This window comes from Nonomuraea sp. NPDC048901, from assembly GCF_040649695.1.
Lineage (GTDB): Bacteria > Actinomycetota > Actinomycetes > Streptosporangiales > Streptosporangiaceae > Nonomuraea.
On record NZ_JBEZFW010000001.1, the window covers coordinates 417089 to 433687 of the forward strand.

Here is a 16599-nt window from a genome sequence, read left to right on the forward strand (position 1 = left end):
CGTCACTCATTTCGCCGTCGGATGGAAGCTGAGTTCGCGGACCCATTTCGTGTTGTGGACGCCTGGGGCGTTCGGGACGATGATCCTGGCGGGATAGCCGTGGTCGAGGGACAGATCGGCGCCGTTGACCCGCAAGGCGAGCAGGGAGCGGGGGTCGGCCACCTGACCCGCGCTCAGCGACGCCCGGCTGAAGGAGCCGCCGCGTTGCAGGGATTCGACGAGCACCTCCGCCGTGCCGGGCACCACCCCTGCCAGCCGGGCCAGATCGGCCAGCCGTACGCCCGTCCACGACTCTTCGGTGGACCATCCCTCCACGCACGCGATCGGCAGCGCGTAGGTGTGCAGCGGCATCGCCAGCAGTTCGGCGCGGCTCAGGCGCGCCGAATGCGGTCCGGCCAGCTCCAGCCTCCATGCCGGGCCGGTGTCCGCCAGATGGACACCCATGGCGGTGGCGGACTTGTTCACCTGAAAGTCGTTGGCGCCGGGGCCGTAGACCCGTCCGTGCGGGGCCAGTAGCGCGGTGCGGCGCAGCGGTCCGTCTATTGTCTGGCCGACGGACAGGCCGAGGGTGAGCAGCGAGGCGCCGCCGACGAAGGCGAGCACGCCTCGCCGGGACATGGTGGGCTCCGCCGGAGACGGGGGAACCAGGCCATCGGGATCGGGTGGCTCCGGCCGGGTCTCTTCCAGTCCGGTCCGCAGCTCATGGAGCAGGCTCCGCGAGCGCAGCGATCGGATCATCTTCGGCAGCTTGAAGGCGACGTGGACGACGAAGGCCGCGAGGAAGATCCACGCCCCGTACAGGTGGGCCGGGTAGAAGGAGAATGGGAAGACGTAGAAGAGCTGGATGTTCAGGATGCCGGTGACGAACTCGAACACCGCGCCGCCGACCAGGAGCAGCAGGCTGGCACGCTCCACGGCTTCGGCGGGGGAGCGGGCCGGTGGCCAGGTGAACAGCTTCGGTATCACCGACCACAGCTTGGCCAGCAGCACCGAGGTCAAGGTCAGCCCGAGGACGACGTGCACTCCCTGCGTGACCCGGTACAGCCAGGCCGGGTGTGTTGGCCAGTCGAACAGGTAGAAGCCCAGCCATCCCTTTTCGGGGGTCGTGTCGTTGATGGGCAGCTGCGGATCGTAGGCGGCGTAGGACACCAGTCCGGTGATCGCGATGATCGGGATCCCGAACAGCAGGACGAAGCCGAAAACCGAGGTCAGCCACGGGCCGCGCAGCGGGCTGCGCCAGAACTCCGGCCGGAAGGGGCCCGGTGGGGGATGTTCTCGCAGCCAAGCGGTGACGCTTTTCCGATCTGACACCGAATCACCCCGAAACAAGTGTTATGCCGGAAATACCCCTATTCGGGATCGCATAACTAGGCCGACTGACGTCGGCCGCCGCGGTCACCCGAGCCGTCGCGCGATCTCCGCGCAGGAACCCTCGCCCCAGGGGGAGCCACAGGGTCGAAGGCGGCGGAGGGCCCCGCCGATCGGCCGGAACACCCCTTTCTGGACGTCCGCCAGGAGCCTCTCAGGGCAGCGGCGGTAGTACCGCGTCAGGTCGGGGGAAATCCCCGGAGATCGGCCGGCCGTCCGACCACGATCGCGGCGAACCGCCGTTCGGCCACCGCGCGGGCGATGCTACGTTCGAGCTCCGCCCAGGCGGCGCCGTCGGTGCCCGCAGGACGTCGGCGGCGGCGGCTCGGTGGGCCAAGGGCGGGATCCCGGCCACCATGTTCGGTCTCGGATCGGAGAAAACCGCCACCGGCCCGTCGAACTCACCCAGCCACGCGCGGAGCCGCTCACCCACGCGCCGGTCAGCGGGGCCCGGGACCATCCGGTCGGCATCGAAGGTACTCACGGCCAGGACGGCGATCTGCGCCAGGACCAGCAGACCGGCCACCGCCCCGCGCGAACCGCCCATCCCGATACCGGCGAGCAACGCCGCCGCCATATAGGCCGGGCGCGCCGAGCGCATCGCGTTGGTCTACGATCCCGAGACTCGCGCCCTGAGGGCGGACACGCGAGGGGAGGTGAAGGTCATCCTGGATTCCGCCCGCTGACTTGTAGCGGACAAGACACGGTGCTCCGGTGTCTCCGGCCTGCTGGAAGGAGGAAGGTCGGCAAGCCCTGATCTCGGCGTCAGCCGTCGGCTGGGCCAGGGTGACGTACCGTCATGCCCGGAAATACCCAGCTATGTAGAACTTACGTGTCCGAGGGGCGTGTTGAACCGTTCGCCTATCTCCTTGAGCAGGGAGAACGATGGCTTGCGCTCGACTAGGCAGAGCCGATGGTTTTCAGCTCGTGGCCGCTTCCAGCCCCGCATAGCGCCTGGCCTGCGCTAGTTAGCTACCGTGCCGCTCTCAAAAGCATGATCATTGCACGCATCTTGCACGGCGTCCCGAGTGCCCCACATCCCCGAGGATGGGCAAGGTGGATGAGTTCCAGGGTGATCAGAAACGCGTCCTGCGGGAGATGCTGGCCAGTGGCGAGCCGCACTTCGTAGTGCAGTTGACCCTCGTGAAGACAGAGGAGGGAGGACGCCAGGGACGAATTGCGCCCGGCTACCGTCCCCAACTGTGGATCGGGCAACGTTCAGCGTCGGGTGACATGATCCATTGGGACAGTCGGCTCTACCCTCACAGCGGTCGAGGAATAAGGCCGGGAGAGACGGGCAAGGCCCTGCTATTCCTGCTCAGTCTTCCCCCTGCTGTGCTACAGGTCGGTGAGCGCTTGGAGTTCTTTGAGGGTCAGCGCCGAGTGGCCATCGGCGAAGTCCTCAGCGCAGTCAACCTGCCATGAGCCAACAGCACCGACTGGTCACCTGTGAGCTGGCAGCCGAACCCATGCTGTCAGCTTGGGAAATCTTTCACGAGCATGGCCTTCGATCAGGGGAAACGCGGACCTGGCCGTATGCCGGCCAAGTAACCGTGAGTCCCCGTGACTTCCCATGGTCGCCATCCGAACGGGCACGCAACGGGCACGGGTTGCCCGACCTACTGGTCAGAAATCCGCACCGACGTTTTTCTTGGCCGCTGAGGGAGCAGTAGTGCAAAAATTGATCTATGCGGTACTTCAGTGAGACGGGCTGGACTGCGATCTTCGCCGGGTCGGAGACTGAGACCGGACGTATGCGACCGGTGGAGGCATGGGATTCGGCTACCGGGGTGGCGCTTGTAGTGGATCCCCAAAGGGGTGCGCTGCGTCCCGTCACCGACTGGCCGGACTTCTCTCATCTGGAACGGGGACAGCGCGTTGTGAGTGTCATCTCAGGGGATGGGTGGCGTACTCACTGGAACGAGGGATACGACGGAACGCCGGTGACTGAGCCGGTGCTTGCTTGGCTTGTCCATAGTGATGGCCGAGCCACTCCCATCAGCGTTGAGCCTGATGGCAGCGTGAGCACGGCGGAGTTGGCTGATCGTACTATCGCGCCGGGACAGGATCTGGACTGAGTCGCTTGCAACAAGAGGCTCGGGCTTGGACGTCTGATCCTGAGCTGGCCTTCTTGTTTGGAGCGGGTGACGGGAATCGAACCCGCGCTGTCAGCTTGGGAATTGCAGGGTTCTTGGCTTATAGGGGCGTTGACCTGGCGCTGAGACCGGCCGCGAGTGACCGTGGTTGACCCCTTGTTACCGCCCTCAATGGCACGCTAATGGCACGACGATCAAGACTGCTACCCGGCTATATTTGGCTGTTGACGCAGCCCGTGAAACCGGAAGACAGCGCCACGTTGTTGCTCGAGTGAAGCGATCTCGTGGGGCTGAGCCGGTGCGAACAAGTCGACTTCCGTGAATGCCTCGCCTGGAAGTTTGGATGCCAAGACGTATCCGAAGCGGCCGTTGGTGAACTGTCGGAGCTGGCCTGATGGCCAGACATCCGCTCGTGCTCCTTGGCAGCAGAGGTTGAGGCCTTCGGCTTCCAGCTGGCGACGGAGATCAATGAGGCAAGCCAGCAGGTCCTCGCCCTCCACATCCAGTAGGAGGCTGTGGCACGTGAGTGCGAGCCGGGCCGGTACAGAGTCGTAGAGCATAAGGGTCGCCGCTGTGGTCCGGCCCTCGCGGTCGACAACGTCTCGTTGAAGGATTTCATCAGGCGATGTCTGCATAGACGATCAGCCTAAGGCTGGCGCTGTCGACTGCCTGCTGATGGCCAGCAATGGCGACGGCGACCAGCTACGTTACCCGGTGAGCCAGGGTGAGGAACGAACCCTGGATCTTCGATCGCCCCCGACCATGTACGGCGACCGGCCATGCTGTGGCGATCGTAGTGCTGTGTCTGTGCGGCGGCGTGGCAACCCCGGCCGGTGCGATCGGTCGGTACGGCGGGGGCGGCGTGCAGTGCCCGGCCCGGTGTCCCGCCGCCGTCCGGGACCGGCCCCCAGGCCGCACGCCCGGACGGCGGGCGGGCGAAGGGCCGGGGGTACGGCGGCGCGCCGCGCCGCCGCTTGATACCTATGAGCGCTATTCGGCAACGTTCCCAGGCTGTCGCTGGGAAGTGCGTGTACGTCGGGGTTGTGGGCCGGTAGCTTCACTGTGTGGCTGATGACGCTGAGCTGACGCGCTGGGTCGTGCACGGGGAACGGCTGATCTACGACAACCGGTGGATCCGGCTCGGCATGGCCGATGTGGAGATCCCTGGCGGGGAGCGGTTCGAGCATCATGTGGTGCATCTGGATCGGGCCGCCATCGCCGTCGTCGTGGACGAGCAAGACCGGGTTTTGCTGATGTGGCGGCATCGGTTCGTGTTCGATCGGTGGGGGTGGGAGCTGCCCGGCGGCTTGGTCGAGGCGGGTGAGGACCCGATGACCACCGCTGTGCGGGAGGTGGAGGAGGAGACTGGGTATCGGCCCAAGCAGGTCGAGCACTTGGTGAGCTATCAGCCGATGGCCGGCATGGTGGACTCCGAGCACAGTCTCTTCCTGGTGCGTGGAGCCGAGCTGGTCGGCAAGCCGGAGGGTGAGGTGGAGGCCGACCGGATCGAGTGGGTTCCGATGGCGGAGATCCCCGGCATGATCTCCCGCGGTGACATCTGGACGTCGGGGACGTTGATCGGCCTTCTCCAGGCGCAACAGCGGCTCAACGGCCAAGGGCGCGGCTGACCGCCCGCGACAGCTCGTCAATCCGTCGGCGCTGACGGCGGGAGCCGGTCATGGTGGCGAGCTGCTGCGCTCGCTGGATGTGAGGCTGAGCGGCCTCTGGTTCGCCAGCCGCGAGCAACGCATGCCCCAGGTCGCAACGGACGCCGGACTCGGCGCGGTTGTAGGTGCCATCCATCCCGGCAAGTGCTGAGCGCAGGTCCTCGACAGTGCCGGGGTCGCCGAAGCGCAGGAGGCAGCTGCCTCTCCAGCGGGCGAAGTGGTGGACGTTGATCGACAGGTAAGGCATCTCCGGGTCGCCGTCGCCTTTCGGCAACACCGCGGCGGCCTGGTCGAGAGCGCGACGGCAGGCTCCCTCGTCCCCAAGGACGGCGGCGGCTTCCGCTTCGGCAGCTGCGAGCCAGGTTCTGAGGCGGACGGGGACGTGGTCGCGGTGGGTGGCGTGGATGTACTGGAGCAGTTCGGCAGCCTCGGCCGGTCGCCCCAAGTCCATGAGTACGTATGCCTGTTCGCCGGAGACGTAGGCGAGGACAGCGGGGTCGTCGGCTTCGCGGGCGGCGGCCTTGGCGCGTTCGTAGTGGTTCCAGGCGTCGTTGAGGGCAACGGTGTTGATGGCCTGCCATCCGGCCAGTGACGCGGTCTCGGCGAGGAGGTGGGCGAGTTGGGCACGAATGTGGGGGCGTACGGCGTGGTGATGGGCGCGTTCGATCTGGGCTATCTGGGCGCGCATCTTGTCTGCGATGGCGATGCTGCCGAGTCGGCGGTCTTGTAGGCGGAGGTTGTTGGTGTCCGTGGTGAGGATCATGACCATGGTGGGGTCGATGGCTGCGGCGGCGTCCAGGCGGGCGGCCAGTTCGCTGGTCTGCTCCTGGTGCTCGTCCTCGTGATCGCCTGTCGGTGAGGCGAGGTCGAGCGGGGCCAGGCCGAGGAGCATTCGGGCGTGGTCGGGCAGGCCGAGTCCGGTGGCGATGCGTTCGAATACCGCCAGTTCTTCGATGGGGCCTGCTGTCCCGTTGAAGATCTTGTTGACGCGTGGTTGTGCGATCTCGGTTGCTGTCGCGATGCGTACTTGGCTGAGACCGCCGTATTTGGCGGCCATCCGGAATAGCCCGGTGATGTCGCGCTTTTGGAGGATTTCGCGGCACTCGTCGCGATCCCACACCCATTCTGGTATGTCGATGGGGTCGAAAGCGCTTTTGCGCATGTGGACCTCCGGAAGTCGGCTTCCAGGTGGTGTATTGATGTGCCGCAGACGCTATATGGCTTCGATGTATAACGCCGTGGGATATGTATAAACGGTCTGGCTGCTCATGCTGTCGGGCATGACAACTCCGGTCAGGTGTACCGAATGCGACGGCCGAGGATGGAAGATCGTCACTCGGCGCGGTCACGTCGCGGCATCGAGGTTGGGCATGGCCTCGTCCGCCAAGGAAGACTGCCTGTACTGCGACGGCCCCGGACAGGGCGGCGTGCTGGGCGAGCTGTTCGAGTGGGAAGTCCGCATCAGCATCGGTGACGGTGACGAGCTGGGCCCTTGCGGGTCGAGCCCGTTCCAGGCCACCTCCATGGACGCGCTGCGCACGGCGATGCGGGGCATGCCTGACGGTGCTTGCGTGCGGGGGCGCATCGTGCACAGCGTCTGCGACTTCGGTGCGGCCCCCGATGACCGCTCCCGCCGCGAGATCTTCCGCGCTTACCTTGACCCGGCGGGCATGGTGCGGTTCGAGCGGGTGGCCGCATGAACGCGCCGACATTGATCCCGATTGATCCGCGCCATTCGGCCGAACTTCTCCGGCAAACGTTGGCGGGGAAAGGGATCGCTGCCGACGTTCACGACGGTTACGGGCTCGCGCTGGTATCGGTGTGGGTCGGTCTGGTGGTGTGGTGCGATGGCCGGCACTTCTGGTGGCGAACGGGGTGGAATGCCACGCGTCGGCGCGTCATCTATGCCTGGCATCCTGCGATTGATCCGGTCCGGGCCGCTCACCGTATCTCCATGCAGTATGCAGACCTGCGGGCCGCGCATTCGGGCAAAGGGCCGCTAGCTGATTTCGTGCGTGAGGTCGAGCCATGAGCGAAGCGGCCTTTTGGGGATGTGGCGTGGAGGCCGTCCGGCGAAACGCTGTGCTGGTGCAGCATGCAGTGCGTACGGGCGGCAGGAAGGCGTGGTGCGGGGTGTCGGTCCGGCCGGTGATGATCGACGGCTGGCATGTGCCGTTCGCCCCGGCCTGTCCGACCTCGTGCCAGGAATGTGCTCGGAAGTGGGAACGTGCCCTCAATGGGGCACAGAAGACTGCCGTGAAAGGGCCCTGACAGGCCGTGTCTTAGCCAGTACTGTACTTGTGCGGACGAGCGCAAGAGTGAACGGACGGCCAAGATGAGCATGGACTTCGCCCCGCCGAAATACGCCCAGGTCATGCGGGCGATTCAGGAGCGGATCGAGTCGGGCGAGTACGCCCCTGGCGACATGCTGCCGTCCGAGACGCAGTTGGTGCGTGAGCTCGGCGTGGGCCGTACCACGGTGGTGCGGGCTCTCCAGACGCTGGCCATGCAGGGCTGGATCGAGCGGGAGCACGGGCGCGGCTCGTTCGTGAAGGGACGTCCCGACAGCGGGGGCGAGCGCGTCCGGCCGAGTCTGAGCACGGCGGAGCAGGGTGAGAGCGCTGACGGCCTGGTGGAGGTGGCGCGCGTTGCGGCTCCTCGGCACGTGGCTCGGCTTCTCGGTGTGGCAGAGCGGACGCCGGTGATCGTGCGTAGGCGGGTGGCCCGTCAAGGGGAGGTCCCGTCAGCGGTGGAGACCGTGTGGATTCCCCTGGAGATCGCGGTGGGTACCGACCTGGACAAGCCCGAGCCGCTGCGCAACGGCATCCGCCGGCATCTCCAGGCGGTCAAGCACCTGCGGTTCGATCACATCACGGAGCGGCTGTCGGCCCGCAAGCCCACCAAAGAGGAAGCCGAGCTGCTCGGCTCGTCCAACCCGGTGCTCGGCGTGCTGGCGTCCGTGCACGACCCCTCGGGAGCCGTACTGCTTGCCATGAGCCTGGCGCTGCCCGGCAGCCTGCACGAACTTGAGGATGTCTACAAGGTCGGGTGAGCCTTGCCGCCCTCCTCCGGCTTCGCCACGTAGGCCGCGAGTCGAATCGGATGCTCTGTATCGGGCGGCCTGAAGCTCCCTGTGATCCGCTGGGCCAGTGAGCCAGAGGATCATCTTCGGCGGTCGGTGTTACCGGGCACCAGGGATAGGGCGGATCTCAGGTGATCTTCACCTGCTGAGGAGTGTTCCGGGGGAAGGCCCAGACACGCCCTGCGGTAGTGATGGCCGTCACGGTGGTCGCATCCAAGGCGACCTCGGCGAACGGATCGGCCTCACTGGAGACCGCGACCCATTCCAAGGTGCCCTCGTCATCGTCTCGTGTGAGGGCAACCCAGCCGATACTGCCGTGGGCAGCTGATTCTCCTGCCAAGGCGCGGCCATCGGCGTAGGTACACGAGGCGAGCACACAGTCGACGTCCATCCAATCGTTGGCCGTCCACGCGGTGGCTCGTAGGAGCTCCACCCACTGCCATTTCTCGGCCTGTAGGCCGTGGAGCTGGGAGAAGCGCATGAGGCGCATCACTGACAGAGAACCATCGGCGAATACGATGAAGTCCCCGTCAGGCGCCTCCCGGGCACGCCATCGGCGATGTACCTCGTAGGCGGCAGCTGTCATGTCCGAGGCATCCATGTCCGACATCCTGACATTGGGCGGCACTCGCGCAGAGCGGACGCGACAACGGGCGATTGAGCCTGGCGCTGCCCGGCAGCCTGTATGAGCTTGAGGGTGTCTTCAAGGTTAGCTAAGTCTTACCCCTTCCCTCCGCGATAACCACTTGTGCGGACGAGTTGCCGGACGTACTCTCAACTCATGCGGACAAGTGGACGAGCGAATAAGCACTCTTCCCCGCTATCGAGAGGAACCACATGGCAATCCAGGGACCCATCCCGATCGGCTTCGAGCAGGTCTTCCCACACGGCTGCTACATCGTGGGCCAGGTCGAGCAGGTCAAGGACTTCGACGCCTCGACCAACGGCAGGACCGTCTACGCCAAGGACAAGACGACCGGTGAACTGGTCTGGCAGGTCCCGGTCATGGACGGAGACCCGACCGTCAAGGCGTCACAGAAGACCGTCGCGGTCAAGATCCTGTCCGCGACCGAACCAACCGCGCCGCCCGCTGCGGCCGGTCTCCCGATCACTCCCGTGGAGTTCGTCGGGATGACCGTCACGCCGTACGTCGGCCAGACCGGGCGACTGGCCTACTCCATCCGCGCCACGGGGATGCGCCCGCCGCGCACCAAGCAGACCTCGATCAGTAAGGAGGCGGCGGCGTGAGCCTCGGCCCGTACACCTACGTCACGCTGTCGATCGTTCCGGCGGAGACTCCTCGTCTCATCGTCTCCTTCCACACCAACGAGGTGCGGGTGCGCGCCCACGTGATTGACGAGCGTCGCCCGTACTTGGGGTTCAGCACGCCGGAGGCGGACGTTTCGGTCTCCACCACGGGCGGTGGGCCAGTCACCGACGCCGATCTGGCCCTGGCTCGCGACATCTACAGCGCTGCTGCCCACTACCTGGCCGACTGCGAGCGCTTGCACATCGAGCAGTCGGTCACCGACCAGACGGCGGCCTGACAGACAAGGCGGGGCCGCTGGAAGCGGCAACTTCCGGCGGCCCCTCGGTTCTCCCTGATCTCACTCACGAGAGGTTCCCAGCATATGTTCAAGCTGCTGCCTGGCGACGAGACACGCAACCTCGTCACCACCACCCCCGACACGGCCATCGTCTTCCGCCCGGCCGTCATCCGGACCCCCGCCATCCTGACCCTGATCATCTACACCTGGCGTCTCCTCGCCGGACTCGTCCGGCTCCTGTGGCGCCACCCCGTCGCCATGCTCGCGACGCTCACCCCCGGCGTCCTCACGCTGCTGTACGGCTGGCAGACGGCGGTCCTGCTCACCACACCGGTTCCGGTAGGTCTGGCGGCCTGGGCCCTGACCAACTGGAACAGCTTCGTCCGCCTGATCGGCCGGCGACTGCTGGCCTGGTGGCGGCTCGTCTGGGTCTACCGCAGGCACTGGCAACCCGTCATGATCGTCTCCGGCCTTGGCAGGCACCTCTGGGGCCGCGACTATCTTCCCCACCTCGGCAAGGTCACCTGCACTCCGTGGGCTGACCTGGTATCGGTCCGCATGCTCAAAGGGCAGTCGGTCAAGGACTGGGCCGACCGCCTCGACCACCTCGCCCAGGGCTTCGGCGCGGCATCCTGCCGCGTGGCGCTCACGCGGGCCGGTCGCCTCACCTTGACCTTCCCGCGCCATGACCCGCTGGCCGAGCGCATCCCAGCGCTACCTGTTCCCGGCACGCCGACCGTGGGGCCGGTCGAGATCGGCAAGCAGGAGGACGGGCGGCCGTGGCTGCTCAAGGTGCACGGCACTCACGTCCTGGTCGCGGGCGCCACCGGGGCGGGCAAGGGCTCGATCATCTGGTCCACGATCCGCGGGCTCCTCCCGGCCGTCCGGGCGGGCCTGGTCGAGATCTGGGCGCTGGACCCCAAGCTGATGGAACTGTCCTACGGACGCTCCCTGTTCGGCGCCCGGTACGCGGCCACCCCTGAGGACTGCGCCGACCTGCTCGACCAGGCCGTGACCGTCATGCAGAACCGCGCGGCCCGCTTCGCCGGCCTCCAGCGCTCCCACACCCCAACGGTCGATGACCCCTTCGTCCTGGTGGTGGTCGACGAAGTGGCGTTCCTGACCGCCTACCAGTCCGACAGAGAGCTGAGACGCCGGATCTCCGCCGCCCTGGCCACCCTCACCACACAAGGCCGCGCGGTGGGCGTGGGCGTCCTGGCAGCGCTCCAGGACCCGCGCAAAGAGGTCATGAACATCCGCAACCTGTTCCCCGACAAGATCGCACTCCGGCTGGACGAGTCCGAACAGGTGGACATGGTCCTCGGCGACGGCGCACGCGACCGGGGCGCCCTGGCCGACCACATCTCACCCGTCCCCGAATTGGGCGCTGGTGTCGGCTACGTCCGGCTGGAGACCTCACCCGACCCGGTCCGCGTCCGCGCCGCCTATGTCTCCGACACCGACATCCGCGACATGGCCGACGCCTTCGCCGCCGGAGAGGACCCCCGATGAAGGTCTGCTTCCACGGCACCGCCGAAGAGATCGAGCTCGTAGCAGGCCGTTCAGTCCTCGTCATGCTCACCGTTCGTGACCTACCCCACGTGCGAGCGTTCGAGGTCTTCCACACCCACATCAGCCGCCACCCCTACCAGGGCCTCTACCGGCTGTGCGCCCACCTGGCCGAGACGGAGGGCAGCGACCATGCGTGACCTCGCCTACCTCCTCGACGGCTTGCGCTGCTCGGCCTGCCTGAGCGACAACACGCTCTGGCTGGACCTGGCGGCGGGGCTGGTCGAGTGCCGCGAGTGCGGCCAAGGAGCCCTCATCGACCCCGACCACGACGAGGAGGACCTGTGACCTACGACCGCGCGTTGCCTCGCGCCGAACGGCTGGCCATGCCCCTGGCCCGTGACGTGGCTGAAGAGGTCGCCAAGCAGTACGGGGTGTGCATCCGTCCCGTCCCGCTCAAGCGGCTCGACACCCACACCGGGCACTGGGAGATCGTCGATGTCCCGTGCGGGGCCACCCTGGAGGCCAAGTGCGCGCCGTGCGCCAAGCGCAACCGGCAGCTGCGCATGGCCCAGTGCCGGGAAGGCTGGCACCTGGAGGCCGAACCGGCCATCACACCGGACGAGCCGAACGAGGAACAGCGCTGGCTGGTGGAGTTCCGCGCCGACGTCCAAGCTCAACGCGACCAGGCCGACCAGGCGGGTCAGGACGCCGCTGACCTTGACGAACTGATCTCGGGTCTGGATGAGGAGATCAACGCGGCGGGTATGCGCGGCAACGTCCTCGGCCGTACCGTCCCCAAGCGCAACCGCTCGACCCGGCGACGACAGGATGCCCCCGACCTGCCCAAGCGCAAGATGGCGGCAACGACGCTCGGGCGGACCTTCACCAGCTCGGACGGCAAGATCTACCGGCCGTCGCTGTTCGTCACCCTCACCCTCCCGTCCTACGGCAAGGTCAAGAACGGGACTCCGGTTGATCCGGACAGCTACGACTACGCCCGCGCCGCCCGTGACGCGCTGCACTTCTCCAAGCTGGTCGATCGCTTCGTGCAGAACCTGCGCCGCGTCGCGGGCTACGACGTGCAGTACTTCGCGGCCGTAGAGCCTCAGAAGCGGCTCGCGCCGCACCTGCACATGGCCATCCGCGGCACCCTCCCCAGAGCGGAGATCAAGCAGATAGCCGCCGCCACCTACCACCAAGTGTGGTGGCCGCCGGCTGACCGGGTGATCTTCGACGGTGACCGTCTGCCCGAATGGGAGGACGGGACAGGCTACTTCGACCCCGTAACGGGCGAGGTGCTGCCCACCTGGGATCGGGCACTCGACCAGCTCGACACCGACGAGGCGGCCGAACCCCTGCATGTGCTCCGCTTCGGCGTCCAGGTGGACGTGCAAGGCATGCTCGCCGGTACTCCGGACGCCGACCAGTGCATCCGCTACCTGTCCAAGTACCTCACCAAGTCGATCAGCGACAGCCTCGACCCCGACGACCAGGCCCAGCGCGACCACGCCGCACGGATGGCTGAGGCGCTGCGCTTCGAGCCCTGCTCGCCGACCTGCCCCAACTGGCTGCGCTACGGCGTCCAGCCCAAGGGCGCCAAGCCCGGCATGACTCCCGGCCGGTGCCGGGGCAAGGCCCACAAGCCCGACCACCTCGGCTACGCAGGACGCCGCGTCCTGGTCTCCCGCAAGTGGTCCAACAAGACCCTCGCCGAACACAAGCAAGACCGCCGCACCTGGGTCCTGGAAGCCCTCGGCCAGACCGACCAGCCGACAGACCCACACCGCTACATCTGGAAGCCCGTCCCGGCCAGTGATGCGAACGTGGCTCCGCTGGCCATACGCCTTCTTCGGTCGGTCGCCGAACGGCAACGCTGGCGCGCCCACATGGTCCGGCTCCAAGCCGAAGCCGGAGAACAAGATCTTTCGGCAACTGAGGGGAGGGCGGCATGAAGGCAGTCAACGAACTGGTGGTCGTCCTCCCGCCTGGGCTTCCCACGCTGAACGCGAGCGCTGCGGCGGAGTTGCTTGCGATCCTGCTGGAGGCGCAAGAGTCCCAGAACATCCACGCCGATGCCGCATGAGGAGCGACATGGACACCATTCGTTTCGGCTTCTACGGCCGGGTTTCCACGGAGGACAACCAAGACCCCGCGTCGTCCCGTGCCTGGCAGCTCACTCGCTCTCGTGCGCTCATCGAGCCACGTGGGGGAGTGGTCGTCGCTGAGTTCTTCGACGTGGACAAGTCGCGTTCCATCCCTTGGCAGCGTCGTCCCCATGCCTCGGCGCTGCTGGCCGAACTGCGGGTCCCTGACCGCGGTTTCGATGCGGTCGTGATCGGCGAACCACACCGAGCGTTCTACGGCAATCAGTACGGACTGACCTTCCCGATCTTCGAGCACTTCGGCGTCCCGCTGTGGGTACCTGAGGTTGGCGGTCCCATCGACCCGGCAAACGAGGCTCACGACCTCGTCATGAGCGTGTTCGGTGGAATGAGCAAGGGGGAGCGGAATCGGATCAAGATCCGCGTCCGCACAGCCATGTCAGCTCAGGCTCAGATGGAAGGCCGGTTCCTCGGCGGGCGTCCACCGTACGGCTATCGCCTGGTCGATGCGGGACCGCATCCCAATCCGGCGAAGGCAGCGGACGGCAAGCGCCTGCACCGTCTGGAGCTGGACGCCATCGCCGCGCCAGTCGTCGCCAGGATCTTTCACGAATACCTGAAGGGGCGCGGGCTCTACGCGATAGCCGAAGGACTGACGGCGGATGACGTCCTCAGCCCGGCGGCGCATGATCCGGAGCGAAATCGGCATCGTTCCGGTGTGGCGTGGGCCAAGAGCGCCGTCCGTGCGATCATCCTCAACCCTCGCTACACCGGCCGTCAGGTGTGGAACCGGCAGCGCAAGGACGAAGTCCTCATCAACGTCGATGACGTGGCCCTGGGCCATGCGAGCAAGCTGCGCTGGAACACCCGCGATCAGTGGGTGTGGTCCGATGAGGTGGTGCACCCGCCGATCGTCAGCGCGGAGGATTTCGAGGAAGCTCAAGAGGTGCTGGCAGGGCGTGGCGGACACCAGACCGGACGACGGCCCAAGCGGGCCAACAACCCTTACATCCTGCGTGGGTTGCTCTTCTGTGCCGCTTGCGAAAGACGAATGCAGGGCAACTGGGTCAACGAGGCGCCGTACTACCGGTGCAGGTTCCCGGAGGAGTACGCCCTGGCCAACCGGGTGCATCACCCTCGCAACGTCTATGTTCGCGAAGATGCCATCGTCCCAAGGCTGGATAACTGGCTCGCTTGGTTGTTCGCCCCACACCGGATAGACGCAACCCTCGATGCGCTTGTGGCCGCCCATCACATCGGTCTGGTGGACGATGGCGGGTTCGCTTCCGCGAGACGTTCGATCGCAGAGTGTGATCGCAAGCTCGCTCAACATCGGGCTGCCCTTGAGGCCGGCGCCGATCCCGTCGTGGTGGCGGGCTGGATCCGGGAGGAACAGGCCAAGAAGGTTCAGGCTGAGGCGCGGCTCCGCCGGACGCCTTCTCGACGAGCGCGATTCACCCGCGAGGACCTGGCCGAAAAGCTGAACGCGGCCGGTGAGATGGTGCGGCTGCTGGATCGGGCGGAACCGACGCGCAAGGCACAGTTGTACGGCAGCTTGGGGCTGCGGCTGGTATATCACCCCAGCAAGCGCAAAGTCCTGGTCAGCTCTACGTCTGACCAGGACTCCATAGGCGAATCGAGTGTGTCCGAGGGGGGACTTGAACCCCCATGCCCCGCAAAGGGCACTAGCACCTCAAGCTAGCGCGTCTGCCTATTCCGCCACCCGGACTTGGTGCCTGCACGTGGGACCGTCATCCCGCGTCGGCTCCGTAAGGTTAGCAAACTCTGAGGGGTGCGTCATACCAGGATTCCGGAGGGAGGATGAGACGGCAATACGTACCCGATCGTAAGGAGCCTTCATGGCCGAGGACGAGGTCGTCGAGCTGTGCCGTGATCTGATCCGTATCGATTCGACCAACGCCAGCGACAACGCGGGGCCCGGGGAGAGGGCGGCGGCCGAGTACGTCGCGGAGAAGCTCGCCGAGGTAGGGCTCGAGGTGACGATCCTGGAGAGCGACGATCGGCGGGCGAACGTCGTCGCGCGTATCGAGGGCACCGATCCGGGCCGTGACGCGCTGCTGTTGCACGGGCATCTCGATGTCGTGCCGTTCGACGCGGGCGACTGGCGGCATCATCCGCTCTCGGCGGAAGTGGCCGACGGGTGCGTCTGGGGGCGCGGGGCCGTGGACATGAAGGACATGGACGCGATGATCCTGGCGGTCGTGCGGCAGCGGCTCAGGGAGGGGCGCCGGCCCGAGCGTGACGTGGTGCTCATGTTCACCGCCGATGAGGAGGCGGGTGGGGAGTACGGGGCGAAGTTCCTGGTCGAGGAGCACCCGGAGGTGTTCGAGGGGGTCACGGAGGCGATCGGGGAGGTCGGCGGCTTCAGCGTGTCGATCGGGGCGGATCACCGGCTCTACCTGATCGAGGCCGCGGAGAAGGGCATGGCGTGGATGCGGCTGACCGCGAACGGCCGGGCCGGGCACGGGTCGATGCTCAACCTGGACAATGCCGTGACCGAGCTCGCCGACGCCGTGGCGCGCGTGGGGCGGTATGAGTGGCCGGTACGGCTGACGCCGACCATGACCAGGTTCCTGGAGGAAATAGGCGGCGGCGACGCCGAGGCCGCGATCGCCAAGCTGGGGCCGGTGGCCAGGATGCTGGGCGCGGGGCTGCGTAACACGGTCAATCCGACCATGCTGGAGGCCGGTTACAAGGCGAACGTGGTGCCGCAGACGGCCTCGGCGACCATCGACGGGCGGTTCCTGCCGGGGTTCGAGGAGGAGTTCTTCGCCACGGTCGACGAGTTGCTCGGGCCCAACGTCACGAGGGAGTTCGTGCAGCACCAGGTGGCGCTGGAGTTCGGCTTCGAGGGGCCGCTGGTGACGGCCATGGTGGAGGCGCTGCTGGCCGAGGACCCGGCCGGGCGCGCCGTGCCGTACACGATGTCCGGAGGGACGGACCTCAAGTCGTTCAGCAGGCTCGGAATCCGGGGCTACGGGTTCGCGCCGCTCAAATTGCCTGCGGACCTGGACTTCTCTGGGATGTTCCATGGGGTCGACGAGCGGGTGCCGGTGGATTCGCTCAGGTTTGGGGTGCGGGTGCTTGACCGCTTCCTGGATCACTGCTGAAAACCCCTTGCGGCAACCTTGAGTGATGCTACGGTTACGGATCGTTGAGGGGTGAGTCCACGGACCGGCCTCACATTGTGAGGTCGGTCCTGGT

17 protein-coding genes, 1 tRNA gene and 1 pseudogene are annotated in these 16599 nt (G+C 66.6%); 14 read left to right on the forward strand and 5 right to left on the reverse strand.

Annotated elements, in window-relative coordinates:
• Positions 1 to 6 precede the first annotated feature (6 nt).
• Entirely contained in the window at positions 7 to 1311 is a 1305-nt protein-coding gene (locus AB0C30_RS02150) for a molybdopterin-dependent oxidoreductase (protein WP_357938641.1), read from the reverse strand.
• A 211-nt stretch (positions 1312 to 1522) separates the two neighbouring features.
• A complete protein-coding gene (locus tag AB0C30_RS02155; protein WP_357938643.1) occupies positions 1523 to 1969 on the reverse strand; it encodes a hypothetical protein in 447 nt (148 codons plus the stop codon).
• Between the two features lie 455 nt (positions 1970 to 2424).
• On the opposite strand from AB0C30_RS02155, the gene AB0C30_RS02160 reads away from it, so the two are divergent.
• Both AB0C30_RS02160 and AB0C30_RS02165 read left to right on the forward strand, forming a co-directional pair.
• The gene (locus AB0C30_RS02160; RefSeq protein WP_357938645.1) at positions 2425 to 2793 is read left to right on the forward strand and encodes a hypothetical protein; all 369 of its coding nucleotides are present in this window, start codon (positions 2425 to 2427) and stop codon (positions 2791 to 2793) included.
• A 1735-nt stretch (positions 2794 to 4528) separates the two neighbouring features.
• Positions 4529 to 5092, forward strand: a complete 564-nt coding sequence (locus tag AB0C30_RS02165) for an NUDIX hydrolase (RefSeq protein WP_357938646.1) — start codon at positions 4529 to 4531, stop codon at positions 5090 to 5092.
• On the opposite strand, the gene AB0C30_RS02170 is transcribed toward AB0C30_RS02165, so the two are convergent.
• Positions 5070 to 6293, reverse strand: a complete 1224-nt coding sequence (locus AB0C30_RS02170; protein ID WP_357938648.1) for an XRE family transcriptional regulator — start codon at positions 6291 to 6293, stop codon at positions 5070 to 5072. The genes AB0C30_RS02165 and AB0C30_RS02170 overlap by 23 nt on opposite strands.
• Before the next feature lie 208 nt (positions 6294 to 6501).
• On the opposite strand from AB0C30_RS02170, the gene AB0C30_RS02175 reads away from it, so the two are divergent.
• From AB0C30_RS02175 to AB0C30_RS02185, 3 genes are all read left to right on the forward strand, one after another.
• Positions 6502 to 6831 (forward strand): hypothetical protein, encoded by a 330-nt coding sequence (locus AB0C30_RS02175; protein ID WP_357938650.1) that lies wholly within the window; start codon positions 6502 to 6504, stop codon positions 6829 to 6831.
• Positions 6828 to 7163: a hypothetical protein gene (locus AB0C30_RS02180; protein WP_357938652.1), complete on the forward strand. Its 336-nt coding sequence runs from the start codon at positions 6828 to 6830 to the stop codon at positions 7161 to 7163. The genes AB0C30_RS02175 and AB0C30_RS02180 overlap by 4 nt, the downstream gene beginning before the upstream one ends.
• Positions 7164 to 7466: 303 nt before the next feature.
• Positions 7467 to 8183, forward strand: a complete 717-nt coding sequence (locus AB0C30_RS02185) for a GntR family transcriptional regulator (protein ID WP_357938654.1) — start codon at positions 7467 to 7469, stop codon at positions 8181 to 8183.
• A gap of 157 nt (positions 8184 to 8340) precedes the next feature.
• Here the strand turns inward: AB0C30_RS02185 and AB0C30_RS02190 are convergent, their stop codons facing one another.
• A complete protein-coding gene (locus tag AB0C30_RS02190) occupies positions 8341 to 8814 on the reverse strand; it encodes a hypothetical protein (RefSeq protein WP_357938656.1) in 474 nt (157 codons plus the stop codon).
• A gap of 236 nt (positions 8815 to 9050) precedes the next feature.
• Between AB0C30_RS02190 and AB0C30_RS02195 the strand changes: the two genes are divergently transcribed.
• From AB0C30_RS02195 to AB0C30_RS02230, 8 genes and pseudogenes are all read left to right on the forward strand, one after another.
• Positions 9051 to 9461 carry a plasmid replication, integration and excision activator gene (locus AB0C30_RS02195; protein WP_357938658.1) on the forward strand — a complete coding sequence of 137 codons (411 nt, stop codon included), beginning with the start codon at positions 9051 to 9053 and terminating at the stop codon, positions 9459 to 9461.
• Positions 9458 to 9760 carry a hypothetical protein gene (locus AB0C30_RS02200; protein WP_357938660.1) on the forward strand — a complete coding sequence of 101 codons (303 nt, stop codon included), beginning with the start codon at positions 9458 to 9460 and terminating at the stop codon, positions 9758 to 9760. Before AB0C30_RS02195 ends, AB0C30_RS02200 begins: the two co-directional genes overlap by 4 nt.
• A gap of 84 nt (positions 9761 to 9844) precedes the next feature.
• On the forward strand, positions 9845 to 11272 hold the full coding sequence (locus AB0C30_RS02205) for an FtsK/SpoIIIE domain-containing protein (protein ID WP_357938662.1): 1428 nt from the start codon (positions 9845 to 9847) through the stop codon (positions 11270 to 11272).
• Positions 11269 to 11469: a hypothetical protein gene (locus AB0C30_RS02210; RefSeq protein WP_357938663.1), complete on the forward strand. Its 201-nt coding sequence runs from the start codon at positions 11269 to 11271 to the stop codon at positions 11467 to 11469. Before AB0C30_RS02205 ends, AB0C30_RS02210 begins: the two co-directional genes overlap by 4 nt.
• Positions 11462 to 11617 carry a hypothetical protein gene (locus AB0C30_RS02215; protein WP_357938665.1) on the forward strand — a complete coding sequence of 52 codons (156 nt, stop codon included), beginning with the start codon at positions 11462 to 11464 and terminating at the stop codon, positions 11615 to 11617. Before AB0C30_RS02210 ends, AB0C30_RS02215 begins: the two co-directional genes overlap by 8 nt.
• 38 nt (positions 11618 to 11655) lie before the next feature.
• A complete protein-coding gene (locus tag AB0C30_RS02220; protein WP_357939739.1) occupies positions 11656 to 13224 on the forward strand; it encodes a replication initiator in 1569 nt (522 codons plus the stop codon).
• A complete protein-coding gene (locus AB0C30_RS02225) occupies positions 13221 to 13355 on the forward strand; it encodes a hypothetical protein (RefSeq protein WP_357938667.1) in 135 nt (44 codons plus the stop codon). The genes AB0C30_RS02220 and AB0C30_RS02225 overlap by 4 nt, the downstream gene beginning before the upstream one ends.
• A gap of 8 nt (positions 13356 to 13363) precedes the next feature.
• Positions 13364 to 14482: pseudogene (locus AB0C30_RS02230) on the forward strand (recombinase family protein); the annotation flags it as partial.
• Positions 14483 to 15017: 535 nt separating this feature from the next.
• On the opposite strand, the gene AB0C30_RS02235 reads toward AB0C30_RS02230, so the two are convergent.
• Positions 15018 to 15103 (reverse strand) — tRNA-Leu (locus AB0C30_RS02235).
• Positions 15104 to 15233: 130 nt separating this feature from the next.
• On the opposite strand from AB0C30_RS02235, the gene AB0C30_RS02240 reads away from it, so the two are divergent.
• On the forward strand, positions 15234 to 16505 hold the full coding sequence (locus AB0C30_RS02240; protein ID WP_357938669.1) for a M20/M25/M40 family metallo-hydrolase: 1272 nt from the start codon (positions 15234 to 15236) through the stop codon (positions 16503 to 16505).
• Positions 16506 to 16599: the final 94 nt, after the last annotated feature.

What these genes read in the sequence shown, in the direction of transcription:
- AB0C30_RS02195 (WP_357938658.1), top strand. Translation starts at nt 9,051, where the DNA reads ATGGCAATCCAGGGACCCATCCCGATCGGCTTCGAGCAGGTCTTCCCA.
- AB0C30_RS02175 (WP_357938650.1), top strand. Translation starts at nt 6,502, where the DNA reads ATGGCCTCGTCCGCCAAGGAAGACTGCCTGTACTGCGACGGCCCCGGA.
- AB0C30_RS02190 (WP_357938656.1), bottom strand. Translation starts at nt 8,814, where the DNA reads ATGGATGCCTCGGACATGACAGCTGCCGCCTACGAGGTACATCGCCGA.
- AB0C30_RS02215 (WP_357938665.1), top strand. Translation starts at nt 11,462, where the DNA reads ATGCGTGACCTCGCCTACCTCCTCGACGGCTTGCGCTGCTCGGCCTGC.
- AB0C30_RS02185 (WP_357938654.1), top strand. Translation starts at nt 7,467, where the DNA reads ATGAGCATGGACTTCGCCCCGCCGAAATACGCCCAGGTCATGCGGGCG.
- AB0C30_RS02225 (WP_357938667.1), top strand. Translation starts at nt 13,221, where the DNA reads ATGAAGGCAGTCAACGAACTGGTGGTCGTCCTCCCGCCTGGGCTTCCC.
- AB0C30_RS02220 (WP_357939739.1), top strand. Translation starts at nt 11,656, where the DNA reads ATGCCCCTGGCCCGTGACGTGGCTGAAGAGGTCGCCAAGCAGTACGGG.
- AB0C30_RS02205 (WP_357938662.1), top strand. Translation starts at nt 9,845, where the DNA reads ATGTTCAAGCTGCTGCCTGGCGACGAGACACGCAACCTCGTCACCACC.
- AB0C30_RS02170 (WP_357938648.1), bottom strand. Translation starts at nt 6,293, where the DNA reads ATGCGCAAAAGCGCTTTCGACCCCATCGACATACCAGAATGGGTGTGG.
- AB0C30_RS02180 (WP_357938652.1), top strand. Translation starts at nt 6,828, where the DNA reads ATGAACGCGCCGACATTGATCCCGATTGATCCGCGCCATTCGGCCGAA.
- AB0C30_RS02240 (WP_357938669.1), top strand. Translation starts at nt 15,234, where the DNA reads ATGGCCGAGGACGAGGTCGTCGAGCTGTGCCGTGATCTGATCCGTATC.
- AB0C30_RS02210 (WP_357938663.1), top strand. Translation starts at nt 11,269, where the DNA reads ATGAAGGTCTGCTTCCACGGCACCGCCGAAGAGATCGAGCTCGTAGCA.
- AB0C30_RS02155 (WP_357938643.1), bottom strand. Translation starts at nt 1,969, where the DNA reads ATGCGCTCGGCGCGCCCGGCCTATATGGCGGCGGCGTTGCTCGCCGGT.